Here is a 12,723-nt window from a genome sequence, read left to right as displayed (position 1 = left end):
ATTTTTCAAACTATTAACCTAGCTTTACTTTAGCCACATTTTTCAGCAACCATGGCAAATACTTCATCAGCAATTGCTAACGTTTCTTCAATCACACTATCGTCGTGCATAGCTGACACAAAGCCAGCTTCATAAGATGCAGGAGCAAGGTATACACCTTTTTCTAACATGCCATGATAGAACAAATTAAATTGTTCAGTGTTACAACTAATAGCCTGTTGATAATTAGTCACACGTTCAACGTCAGTAAAAAACAACCCGAACATGCTTCCTGCATAATTAACAGACATCGCAATGCCATATTTGTTCGCTAACGTTTTAAAGCCTTCGGCCAAGGTTTGAGTTTTAGCCGTTAGTTTTTCATATAAGCCATCTTGTTCTATTTCAGTTAAAGATGCCATACCAGCCGCCATAGCCACTGGATTTCCAGATAAGGTTCCGGCTTGATAAACAGGTCCATCAGGGGCAATGCATTTCATAATTTCAGCCTTGCCGCCAAAAGCGCCCACTGGCATACCACCGCCAATAACCTTGCCCAAACATGTTAAATCTGGCTTGACGCCATATTTTTCTTGCGCGCCACCACGTGCAACACGAAACCCAGTCATAACTTCATCTAGGATCAAAACAGCACCATATTTATCACAAATATCCCTAAGTCCCTGCAAGAAGCCATCCACTGGAGGAATACAGTTCATATTACCTGCAACGGGTTCAACAATAATACATGCGATATCTTCTGGGTATTGTTTAAAGGCCTCAGCTACTGAGTCCAGGTTATTGTATTCCATTGTTAAGGTGTGTTTTGCAAAATCTGCTGGAATCCCCGGAGAACTAGGCACACCAAAGGTTAAAGCGCCAGAACCTGCTTTAACCAACAATGCATCTGCATGGCCATGGTAACAGCCTTCAAACTTTAAAATTTTATCTCGGTTAGTGTAACCCCGCGCTAATCTAATTGCGCTCATGGTTGCCTCTGTACCAGAATTAACCATTCGTAGCATTTCCATAGAAGGGACTAATTTAGAGACCTTTTCAGCCATTTGAACTTCTATTTCTGTAGGGGCACCAAAACTTAGACCATCCTGAGCGGCGTCAATAACAGCTTGGCGAATTTTTGGATGATTATGCCCTAACACCATAGGTCCCCAAGATTGCACATAATCGATATAGCGTTTACCGTCAGCATCATACAAATAAGGCCCATCCGCCTTGCTAATAAATGGAGGTGTACCACCCACTGCCTTAAAGGCTCTAACTGGAGAATTCACGCCACCAGGAATATGTTCTTTAGCACGGGTGAATAGGCTTTCTGATTTGTTCATAGTCTCTTCTTAAATATTTATATAGTGGAATAGTGGGCGGTTTGAGAAATTACGGGTTTACATGCCAACATACTTTTTGATCAAATTGAGAAACAATATTCTCAACTCCTAACGTTAATGCAAAAAGCGCCATTCTTACTAACACACCATTATCGGTTTGGCGGAAAATAGCCAAGTTAGGGTTCAAATTAAGATCATTATCAAGCTCATTGGCTTCAGCACGAGAGTCACGAGGCAGCGGGTGCATAATGACAGTTTTTGACTGGAAGTGTTTCGTATAAATTTGTTGATTCAAACGAAACTTACCACGATATTGATTAGCTTCTTGCTGTGACGGAAAGCGCTCTTCTTGGATACGAGTTTGATAACAAATATCTGCATCTAAGCTACCTTCAAACTGCTCAGTAATCTTATACTGATGACCAGCGTTTTCGATCACATCGATTATGCCTTGTGGCATAGATAATTCTTTAGGCGAAATTAATGTAAAACGGACATTTTTAAACAGACATAATAATTTAGAAAGTGAATGCACAGTTCGGCCATACTTTAAATCACCAATCATGGCGATATGCATGCCATCAATGCCACTTCCATGGTGTTCCAATTCTTTTTGAATAGTATACAAATCTAAAAGAGCTTGGGTTGGGTGCTCGTTTGCACCATCACCACCATTGATGACAGGAATACGACTACCTTGAGCAAACTCAGCGACCGAGCCTGTATCTGGATGACGCATTGCTATAATGTCCGAATAGCCACTTAATACACGAGCGGTGTCATATAGTGACTCACCTTTGGCTAAAGCTGAGTTACTTAGCCCTGTTGTTTCACGAACTTCACCACCTAACAAATTAAATGCAGTACCAAAACTCACTCTAGTCCGGGTACTCGGCTCAAAAAACAAGTTTCCCAAAATAGCGCCATCTAAGACAGTGGTTCGCTTTTGTCTTTTTGCATAGGGCAACATTTGATGAGCAACATTAAAAACTTGCTCAATGGCCTCTCGGTCAAACTGATTTACCGACAGGATATGACCACCTTTAAAATTCATAAGACCTTCAACTCAAACACCAAACATAATGATTATTTTATCAAATATACTGCTTAGTCCCTAGTCCTAAACTCACCCTTTGTAATAAACAATGTCATAAACAAACTATTGGGGTCTAAGGAGTAATCAGCAAATGGGCCGCAATCTTGAAAACCATTTTTAAGGTACAACTGACGGGCGGGCTTGAAGAAATCTTGAGTGCCTGTTTCTAGGCTCAATTGCTTTAAGCCAATTTGTTGTCCGTGCTCAATAATATGCTGCAGTATATTTGTGGCGACACCTTTACGGTTATGGGACTCTGAAGTACGCATTGATTTAATTTCGCCATGCTTAGAGTTAAGTATTTTTAGTGCACCACAACCGAGTAATTCATCTCCTTGCCATGCACTCCAAAACCTAACATTGGCTTCACGCAAGCCTGACAAATCCAAGGCATGCACACTCTCTTTTGGTGAAGTGGCGTACATGTCATCTAAATGTTTTTGTAAAAGTTCTTTCACTTTTGGATGACGTAAATCATCAACTTTTATATTCACAAATAAAAAACCACGCTATCAATTCAGTGGAATGATGATAACGTGGGTAAGCTTTGTTTAGTACTAATGTTTATGTTGATTACTGCTCTGACGATTAGTATTTCTAGCCTTGTTTTGGCTACTAAAACTTTGCTTTTTTGACTGTGAGTTATTTCCCCTATAAGTTTGTTTGGAGCTATGTTTAACAGTCTTTGCCTTTTGATTTTGTTTCGTTGCTTTCGCTTGGCTTTGACGCTGATACTTGGCAGTTTGGGACTGTTTTTTATTGCCTGATTGCTGCCCCTTTGAGCTTCTGTTATCAACTGTAGATTGCTTTTTATAGTCCCTTTGTTGCTTTGTGTTAGCTTTATTTACATTAGACTTTCTATTTTGGTTTTCATAATTATTTCTTGTTGCCTGCTTGTTGCGCTTTTGCTCGGATCCTTTCGTATTTAAAGCATTTTTGACCCGTTGACTATTCAACTTTGTATTTTGAGTATCATATTTCAACACACGCTTTTTGTTATTTCTAAGATTAGACTGATCTTTTGTTAACACAGACTGACCTTTGCTTACATACTTTACGCGCTGGCCATTAACATGATATTGCACACCTCTTCTATGTTTTTGATCATGGCTCCAGCGTTGCGACTTTCTGATCTTTATAGTTTTAGCATTAGTCTTATGATGTGACCAATACTTACCAGAGTTACGTCTATAACTGTAGTCGATAAAAATGTGGCGCTTACGCCATTGAAATCCACCAAAATAAAAGCTCGGACGAATGTGAAACCCTGCACTCCAATACAAGCCTGCAACGAAAACACTGTGCAAAGGTCTATGCCATCTATAAGGTTGACGGTTATGCCACCACCAATTTCCGTATACCACCCTAGTGTCATAATAAGGTACGTACACCACTTCTTTTTGAACAGGTTGAATAACTATTTGATTATCTTGCTGCTCTACATTCAGGTATTCATTTTCATTCAGGTTACCATGAGCATAGGCCTTTTGGCGTAAGCTTTGGATACTGGCTAATACTTGTTCTTCACTAAATAAAAATGCGTCACCTAACTGTTGTAGCCACTGCAAATCATTACTCATAGTTTGTAGTAAATCCGTAAAAGGGATTAGTGCTTGCACACTAGGATCCCAGTCTTGGGTCTCAGCATAATCTAAGGCACCTTGCGCATCTATATTATCATTAGCCTTACGCCAACGTGCTGCTTGGACAACTTCTAAAGGGTAAGTAGATGCAACTAAGATATGAGATAACAGGGTATCTGGGTATAAGGCAATAGGCGCCAACATTTGGTCGAGTACGGCTTGCTCTAACTCAATATTTGTAGACTCATATTCAGAGCTGTCTTGTTCTTCAGCTTGTGCAAGCTGCACAACACCGGCAACAATGACACACAAAATAAAAATATATATCAGCAGGTATCTGTTTTGATTTCCCATAACGTTTCCTTCTTTGACATTAACAGCTCAGCAATAAAGCAAAGCAAATCGTAGGGATAGTTATACGCCTAGTAAACTTAACAGTGACTGAATACTTACTTAAAGTTAGTTTTATCTTTGTTTGTATGTATCGTTAACATTTCATCGACATGAAGATAATTAGCGCTTGGTATATTGCTCTGGTAAAAATTGATGACCTAACTTTTCAGTTTTAGTTTGAATATAATGACGATTATCATCGGTAACACCGTGATCAATTGGCACACGCTCTACTACGTTTATGCCTAAACTAGACAATGCAGCTCGTTTTTTAGGATTATTCGTCATGAGCTTAACGCTTTTGACTTTGAGGGTAGCAAGCATCAATTCACAAATGCTGTAATCCCTTAAATCTGCATCAAACCCTAAATGCTCATTGGCTTCTACTGTATCCATACCTTGATCTTGTAGCTGGTAGGCTTTTATCTTATTGAGTAAACCTATTCCCCGCCCTTCTTGACGAAGATAAAGCAGCACACCTTTTCCATTTTTGACAATATTTTGAAGGCCTTTTTCAAGCTGTGCGCCACAATCGCATCGAGTACTAAATAAAGCATCCCCAGTTAGACATTCTGAATGGATGCGGATGGGAATAATTTCTTCCTCTGTCCACTCTCCATATGACAAAGCAACATGCTCTTGATTAGACTCGCTTTCAACAAACCCATGAATGGTAAATTGCCCCCAGCGTGTAGGTAATTTTGCAGAGCTTACATATTGATACTTTTCAGAACTAACATTCATATTTTTCTATACAGACTTCAAATAGAGTAAAAAATTTCTGGCTGTGTACATTCTGGCCTTCATAAAGCGGCAAAAAATTGTACACACGACAGTACATAAACTTCTATGTAATCTACCCGATTTATAGATATATAGGATCAGTCAATGACAACAATAAAAGTATCAGACAATATGGGCACTAATTGTTTATTTACAAGCCCTTTACTTTTTTAAGGCTATCATGGGTAAAAGAAGCTGATTGAAGCTAGGAGTGGGTCTGAAACTCTAACAAGGAAACAGGCTTGGCAATGCCATAACCTTGGGCATAATCAATTCCTGCTTTACCAAGGGCAACCATAACCTCTGATGATTCCACAAACTTAGCTACGGTCTCCATACCCATTGCTTTAGTTATTTCGTGAATAGAACTCACCATAGCTAAATCGATTGGATCAACCAAAATATTCTTAACTAAACTCCCATCAATTTTTACTTGAGATACCGGCAGATTCTTTAGATAGTTGTATGAGGCAATACCACTCCCGAAACTGTCTAATGCAAAAGCACATCCCAATTTTTGGAAGGTATTCATAAAGTCTAAGGTTTCTTCCATTTTACCGATAGCCATACCTTCAGAGATTTCAAAACACACTTTTTGATAGGGAATATTGTGCTTTTCAAAGGCATTTAAAATAAATAGCTTTAGTTCTTTATCACCCAATGAGTAACCATTTATATTAATGCTTACTTGAGTTAATTCATTCAAATGCTCAGGGTTCTGGGTTAACCAGCCAAAGTAATACTCAATGACCCAACGATCAATTTTAGCAGTTAGATTGTAGCGCTCTGCGGCTGGTAAAAACTCTTCCGGAAAAATCACTTCTTTGTCTGCTGATTGCATTCTTAGCAACAACTCATATTGATGTCCTGAGCTTTTCTTACTTAAAGGTAAATAGTGCTGATAATGCAAACTAAACAAAGCATTTTCTAATGCATGATGAATTTTTGAAACCCAAGACAATTCGGCCTCATAGCGATGCATCTGTTGATCATCAGATGAGTAAGTGTGAATTTGATTACTCCCTTTCTCCTGAGCCAAATAGCATGCGGCATCAGCCATACTCATCAATTGCTCAGGCGTACCAATGTTAGCCTGCCAAGGTGCATGTCCAATGTTAAGGCCCAAGGTAAACACTCTATTTTCCCAGGTGAATCGAAATTCCTGCACCAGATTAAGAAGCTTATTCGCTAAGAGGTAAGCCATAGGCGCTTCATCCCCTTCTAACAGGACGGCAAATTCATCGCCCCCCACTCTAGCTAACATGCCTTTACCAGAAACCTCAGCATCTAATTTTAAAGACAGTTCTTTTATCAATAAGTCACCGGCTTTATGACCACAGGTGTCGTTAACAACCTTAACCTGATCTAAATCCAAGTAAAGCAATGCCAAATCCACTCGATCAACTTTAGCGTTATGCAAGGCTTTTTGTAATCGAGCGTCAAACTCACGGCGGTTATAAATTCCTGTCAATGAATCATGACTGGCTTGGTATTCTAGGCTAAGGTTTGACTGCTTACGCTCGGTTACATCAAACATAGAGCCAAATACATACCGCGTTTCTTTGTCTTCTTTTATCTGCCCTGAAATCGAAAACCAAAATTCGCTACCGTCTTTGCGTATCCCTTTAACTTCTTTGCCAATTACTTTGCCATTTTTATGAATTTCCCCAATCATCAACTCTCTATCATTGTGGTCAGAATAAAACTGCTCAGCATTTTCGATATTTTCTAATAAATCTTTTGGCGTTTCATAACCAAACAACTGGCACATGGCTGGATTAACTAAAATAAGTGTGCCATCAACATTAGAGGCATAGAGGCCTTCTGCAGAATTTTGAAATAATGAGTAGTAACGATGTAAATCGGTAATCGCAGACTCTTGCTTAAGGTGATGCCTTTTGGTTACGACCCTCTCATGCCCTTCAATGGAAAGAGCAATCAAAATCATGCCGAGAATATTCACAGTCGTAAATATTAATGAAATAGACTCAAATGTAGGAACTGTGGCTAAGTACAAACTAATACGAGTAAAGCCACTTATAGCGATTAAAGAAATACCACCTAGACACACTAAATTAGCCAGTCTTTTATCACTTTCGTTGTAAATGAAGGCTATGATTAAAATAATTAAGCAAGACAGGGCTGACATAAGCACAGCAAAAATAATTTGGCTATTAGTATCTGCTGAAAATGCCATTGCCACAGTAACAAACCCTAAAGCATAAAATGAGTGACGCCATATAGTTGGAACAATTTCTAATATAGAAAAAGTGACTTTTGCGATAGTAATAAGCAATACACCAAACAAAGCTGCGCTTATATTGGAGATGTAGGCAGTAAAACCGGTAAATTGACCTAGAACACCTTTGATGTTTAAAAAAAGTAATAGGAAAGTGCCGTTAGATACTGCAAACCAATAACGAATAGGGCTACGCAAAAGTATGTAGGTAGCAAAAAAATAGCATCCTAACAAAGCTAGAGCGCCACATACCACGCCAGTTGCTAACAATAAAAGCTCTTCATTCGCTATTAATGCTGATTGCCTAGCTAAAGTAACGGGAAATACGATTGGCCCATCATCACGGACCTTGAAAAAAACTTTAACAACAGGCTGGCGCGGATCGATTGGTACCATAAATAGCCGGTGCTGAAATGGCCTTTTATCAAACTCCCGCTTAGCTCCCATTAAATAAGAACTTAATATTCGGTTTTTATCATCTAATAAATACACATCAACATAATCAAGCATGGGATTACCAATTTTAAACACAAAAGGTTCATCGCTTGACACTGCTCGGTACAGATCGACGGTTCCCCATAAGCTTTCATGCTTTTTGAGCTTATTTGGAATAGTATTTTGTTGCCAGGTCTGCAGATTTTGAACATCAGATAACTGCACATTTTTATGGGCTTTCAGCCATGTTATTTTATTGAGGAGATCAATATGCTCAACGTCATTGTCAAAATAAACGTCTTTAGCGTGGGCGACAGTACTCAATAAAAACAGCACAATCACAAAGCTCTTAACCCAAAGATTAAAAATCTTAATTATCATATTGATCTTATAATACCCTTATAGGCTGTTTGATTTTAAAATCGACAAATTTAACTACTTACCTAACATCTATTAGCATACTCGCACTCAAAGCAAGAGTACTATATCTATCATAAACCTCAATGTCGTCAAATGGTTGCGTTAAATCCATGATAAATATTTTTCTCTTGGGCCTTCTGAGTAAGCTAGCGGCTATTGAGATAGGCTAATGCAACTATTCGTTTTCTAACAAATTAGCTGCAACGCCTTACTTGACACTAGTCTCAAGTAAAGTAAGTTCGTTGATTGGAGTTGCAGGTATAGTAAAATCCGCCTCTTCTAATCAAGCTTACACTTTAATATATTGACTAAGGACATTTATGAAAAAGCTAAAAGCGATAACCTTTAGTGCTGCGATATGTGCTCTAAACACCTTCTCTCCAACCCTTTTTGCAGCTGATATTGCTGCTGGTAAGACAAAAGCTGGCATCTGCGCAGCATGCCATGGTGCGAGTGGTATTTCACAGATCCCTACATATCCGAATTTAGCCGGCCAAAAAGAACAGTACTTAGTATTGCAGCTTAAAGCGTTTCGCGATGGTGAACGCAAAAATATGGTCATGGCGCCAATGGCAACAGCACTAAGTGACACCGATATTGATAACCTTTCAGCTTATTTTGCTAGCTTAGATCCATCTGGAAAATAACACTTTAACTCCCCTTAAATACAGAGAGCAACATGACAGAAGACTTTCAAGCTATCACTCGCTTTATAGTGGAAATAGAACAGTTAAAAAATGTAGATCGTAAAATTAAACCTGTAGGCGTAAACCGCTATGAGAATAGTGCTGAACATAGTTGGCAGATAGCTTTACTGGCACTCACCCTACTCCCTTACGCTGAGCAACCAACAGATCACCTAAAGGTTGTCACTATGCTTCTACTACATGACATAGTAGAAATTGACACGGGAGATAAGTTTGCTTACGACGCTAATCACGATGACTATGAAAATGAGCTAGCCGCAGCAAAACGTATTTTTGCGATTTTACCTGACTCTCAAGGAGCTAAATATCTAGCGCTATGGATAGAGTTCGAACATGCCAATACCCCTGAAGCCAAATTTGCAAAAGCAATAGATAGGTTAATGCCAGTTATTCAAAATATTCATAATGGCTGCCAAAGCTGGTTAGAACATGACATTGCTATTGAGCAAGTACTTGCAAAAAATATTGCGATAGAGGGCGCTCATCCGAGCCTTTGGCAGTGGATAAAAGCACAAGTGATAGAAAAAGGTACACAAGCTGGCGTTAGACTCAAATAAAGCAAATTTTCATCTAAGCTTGCCCCATAAAATAATACTCAGTAATAGATATCAATTTTAATGGAAAATTGGTCCTAGTTAGCGTTTGTACGTATATATAAATAATTCAATCTTAACTAAGCTAGAACTGGAAACTAACATGATCACCTTGCACCACTTAAATAATTCAAGATCACAGCGAATTTTATGGTTATTGGAAGAGCTAAAGTTAGACTACAAAATAGAAACTTATCAAAGAGATAAAGAAACCAATTTAGCACCTGAATCACTGAAATTAATTCATCCTCTGGGCAAATCTCCTATCATTACCGATGGAGACACAAGTATTGCCGAATCTGGGGCTATTATTGAGTATTTAATCAGTCGCTATGGTGAACAAAGCGCTGAGCTAACCAAAACCACAGAAAATACCCCCTCTCACTGGCAATATGTATACTGGCTCCACTTTGCCGAAGGTACCCTCATGCCGCCACTGGTAGCAAAGTTAGTACTTGATAAAACCCGCGAAAAAGCCAAACCTTGGTTTGTCAAAATAATCGCCAACAAAATAGTCGATAAAATTATGGCTGCCTATTATGGCCCTATCATCAAAGGGAATATGCAGTTTATCGAACAACATTTAGCAAAAAATGAATGGTTTGCCGGAAATGAACTAACAGGAGCTGATGTCCAAATGAGCTTCCCCTTAGAAGCGGCAGTAGCAAGAGGAGCTGCTACTGATTTACCAAACGTAAAGCGTTTTGTAACAGCCATACACGGGAGAGCTGCTTATCAAAAAGCTTTGGTCAAAGGTGGGCAATATGATTACGCTTAGCGTACCGATGCGCTGAGTTTAAATATACGCAGCACTTAAATGTAGCAGTGCTGCAACGCCATTAATTAATCTTCTTCGACATCCATTTCTATATCTAAGCCCATCTCTTGCATCAAACGTCTTGCTTCTTTTGGTATTCGTTGCCCGTTATCTTTTTCAAGATCTTCGTCATCAGGCAGAGGCTGGCCAGTAAAGGCATGTAAAAATGCCTCACATAATAGTTCAGAGTTAGTTGCATGCCTTAGGTTATTTACCTGACGTCTAGTGCGCTCATCGGTCAAAACTTTCAATACTTTGAGTGGGATAGAAACCGTGACTTTTTTAACCAATTCACTTTTTTTACCATGCTCAGCGTACGGATGGATATACTCTCCATTCCACTTTGTAGGATCTGCCATTGCTAAAATTTACCAAGTTTTATCTTTCTTATACGGGGAAATTCTAAACATTACGCAGAAAAGGTCAACGATAGACTGCTAAACATCTTGACGGCTTTCCATACAAAGCTTATTTTAGACGTCTAAACGGCTATATTTATTTGGAGTAACACCATGGTGTCTTACGCACGCGGCATAGATGCATTAAATCAATCATTATCAGAAGTAAAAGATATCGATGTGTCTTTTGAATTTTTCCCTCCTAAGACTGAATCTATGGAACAAACGCTGTGGAAGTCCGTTGAACGTTTAGCGCCACTTAAGCCTGCTTATATGTCGGTAACCTATGGTGCTAATAGTGGTGAGCGAGACAGAACCCATGATGTGGTAAAACGTATTCAAGCAGAAACGGGGATCAAATCTGTTCCTCATTTAACCTGTGTGGATGCCTCTAGAGAGGAACTAATCCAAATAGCAAAAGACTATTGGGATAGCGGTATTCGCAAGATTGTTGCATTAAGAGGGGATTTACCAGAAGGCACTGCTAAGCCCCAATCCTACGCTTCTGATCTTGTTACATTATTAAAAGACGTCGCCGACTTTGACATTGCGGTAGCCGCTTATCCAGAAAAACACCCTGAAGCGCCTAATGCTCAATTTGATTTACTCAATCTAAAACGCAAAGCCGATGCTGGGGCAACCGAGGCAATCAGCCAGTTCTTTTTTGACGCTGAAGTTTTTTTACGTTTCCGTGACCGAGCTGCAGCAGCAGGAATTGATTTAGATATTGTACCAGGCATATTACCCGTTACTAACTACCAAACCTTACAACGTTTTGCTGGTTTTACTAACGTCCATGTTCCTCAGTGGCTACACAAGATGTATGACGGTCTTGATAAAGATGACCAAACAACTCGTAACCTAATGGGTGCAAGCATAGCAATGGATATGGTGAAAGTATTAGCAAAAGAAGGGATCAGAAACTTTCACTTTTATACATTAAATCGTAGCGAATTAAGTTATGCCATTTGCCATATGCTAGGCGTTAGAGCAGACTAACAACTCATTCCAACAACCATTAGTTATTTAATGCTTAACAGATTCATGTCACAGAGCAAATTAAACGCCTTATTCAATCAGTGTAAGGCGTTTTGCATATTGTTTATAAATCACTTCAAACAAGACAACATTACTGTATCTGCAGGACATCTGGCTTATGTGTCTTTATTGTCTTTAGTGCCATTTATCATGGTGTTTTTTACCATTTTATCGGCGTTTCCAGCTTTTGCTGATGCCAGAGGGGATCTTGAAGAGCTTATATTTGAAAGCTTTATTCCTTCAGCTGGGAGTCAAGTAAGTACTTACATGACTGAATTTGTAAATAATGCCTCTAGCATGGGAGCCGTTGGGATCTTATCTTTGATGGTAGTCGCATTAATGCTGATTTCTAACATTGATAAAACGCTAAATAGAATTTGGCAATCAAAAAATGAAAGACCATTGGTTTTCACATTTGCTATCTACTGGATGGTTCTTACATTAGGCCCATTATTGATGGGAGCGAGTGTTGCTGTGAGCTCATATTTAGTGGGCTTGGCTAATTATGCGGAAGAATACACCTTCGGATTCACCACCTTTTTACTGAAGTTTGTACCTTTTTTAATGTCAATCAGCGCTTTTTTCATTCTGTATATGTTGGTCCCTAATAAAAAAATTGAAGCCAAGCATGCCCTAGCGGGTGCATTTGTAGCTGCGAGTTTGTTTGAGTTAAGTAAAAAGGGATTTGCTTTTTACATTACTAGCTTTCCTTCCTATCAAGTAATTTATGGTGCACTTGCAGTCATCCCCATCTTGTTCTTATGGGTCTACTTATCTTGGGTAGTCATCTTGGTTGGCGCGGAGTTTACAAGAGTATTAGAACTATTTTTAGGTGAGGTGTCTGAAGATAAATTTTCAGATGAAGGAGAGGAAAACAACGTCCCCTCTCCTTAATA

Annotated in this window: 12 protein-coding genes; 5 read left to right on the top strand and 7 right to left on the bottom strand. The window is 39.1% G+C overall.

The features are described from left to right. Nucleotides 1-29 precede the first annotated feature (29 nt). The 6 genes from hemL to ACMUMK_RS12480 form a co-directional block, all read right to left on the bottom strand. Entirely contained in the window at nt 30-1,325 is a 1,296-nt protein-coding gene (gene hemL, locus ACMUMK_RS12505; RefSeq protein ID WP_414701478.1) for a glutamate-1-semialdehyde 2,1-aminomutase, read from the bottom strand. Between the two features lie 49 nt (nt 1,326-1,374). Further along, nucleotides 1,375-2,379 carry an aspartate carbamoyltransferase gene (locus tag ACMUMK_RS12500; RefSeq protein WP_414701477.1) on the bottom strand — a complete coding sequence of 335 codons (1,005 nt, stop codon included), beginning with the start codon at nt 2,377-2,379 and terminating at the stop codon, nt 1,375-1,377. A 53-nt stretch (nt 2,380-2,432) separates the two neighbouring features. Beyond that, nucleotides 2,433-2,915 carry a GNAT family N-acetyltransferase gene (locus ACMUMK_RS12495; protein ID WP_414701476.1) on the bottom strand — a complete coding sequence of 161 codons (483 nt, stop codon included), beginning with the start codon at nt 2,913-2,915 and terminating at the stop codon, nt 2,433-2,435. A 63-nt stretch (nt 2,916-2,978) separates the two neighbouring features. Then, nucleotides 2,979-4,358 (bottom strand): DUF3300 domain-containing protein, encoded by a 1,380-nt coding sequence (locus ACMUMK_RS12490; protein WP_414701475.1) that lies wholly within the window; start codon nt 4,356-4,358, stop codon nt 2,979-2,981. Between the two features lie 159 nt (nt 4,359-4,517). Then, complete coding sequence (ribA, locus tag ACMUMK_RS12485) at nt 4,518-5,141, bottom strand: GTP cyclohydrolase II (RefSeq protein ID WP_414701474.1); 624 nt, start codon at nt 5,139-5,141, stop codon at nt 4,518-4,520. 244 nt (nt 5,142-5,385) lie between these two features. After that, the gene (locus tag ACMUMK_RS12480; RefSeq protein WP_414701473.1) at nt 5,386-8,235 is read right to left on the bottom strand and encodes an EAL domain-containing protein; all 2,850 of its coding nucleotides are present in this window, start codon (nt 8,233-8,235) and stop codon (nt 5,386-5,388) included. A 359-nt stretch (nt 8,236-8,594) separates the two neighbouring features. On the opposite strand from ACMUMK_RS12480, the gene ACMUMK_RS12475 reads away from it, so the two are divergent. The 3 genes from ACMUMK_RS12475 (at nt 8,595) to ACMUMK_RS12465 (ending at nt 10,352) form a co-directional block, all read left to right on the top strand. Further along, the gene (locus tag ACMUMK_RS12475) at nt 8,595-8,921 is read left to right on the top strand and encodes a c-type cytochrome (RefSeq protein ID WP_414701472.1); all 327 of its coding nucleotides are present in this window, start codon (nt 8,595-8,597) and stop codon (nt 8,919-8,921) included. A 32-nt stretch (nt 8,922-8,953) separates the two neighbouring features. After that, nucleotides 8,954-9,538, top strand: coding sequence for an HD domain-containing protein (locus ACMUMK_RS12470; RefSeq protein WP_414701471.1), 585 nt, complete (start codon nt 8,954-8,956; stop codon nt 9,536-9,538). Between the two features lie 139 nt (nt 9,539-9,677). Next, nucleotides 9,678-10,352 carry a glutathione S-transferase gene (locus ACMUMK_RS12465; RefSeq protein ID WP_414701470.1) on the top strand — a complete coding sequence of 225 codons (675 nt, stop codon included), beginning with the start codon at nt 9,678-9,680 and terminating at the stop codon, nt 10,350-10,352. A gap of 65 nt (nt 10,353-10,417) precedes the next feature. On the opposite strand, the gene metJ is transcribed toward ACMUMK_RS12465, so the two are convergent. Further along, entirely contained in the window at nt 10,418-10,750 is a 333-nt protein-coding gene (gene metJ / locus ACMUMK_RS12460) for a met regulon transcriptional regulator MetJ (RefSeq protein ID WP_414701469.1), read from the bottom strand. Nucleotides 10,751-10,903: 153 nt separating this feature from the next. Here metJ and metF point away from each other — a divergent pair, with 153 nt between their 5' ends. After that, nucleotides 10,904-11,788: a methylenetetrahydrofolate reductase gene (gene metF, locus ACMUMK_RS12455; protein WP_414701468.1), complete on the top strand. Its 885-nt coding sequence runs from the start codon at nt 10,904-10,906 to the stop codon at nt 11,786-11,788. A gap of 45 nt (nt 11,789-11,833) precedes the next feature. Next, the gene (locus ACMUMK_RS12450; protein ID WP_414701467.1) at nt 11,834-12,721 is read left to right on the top strand and encodes a virulence factor BrkB family protein; all 888 of its coding nucleotides are present in this window, start codon (nt 11,834-11,836) and stop codon (nt 12,719-12,721) included. Nucleotides 12,722-12,723: the final 2 nt, after the last annotated feature.

Source organism: Paraglaciecola sp. 2405UD69-4, from assembly GCF_047525415.1.
GTDB lineage: Bacteria > Pseudomonadota > Gammaproteobacteria > Enterobacterales > Alteromonadaceae > Paraglaciecola.
This window is presented reverse-complemented; position numbering and strand designations above follow the sequence as displayed.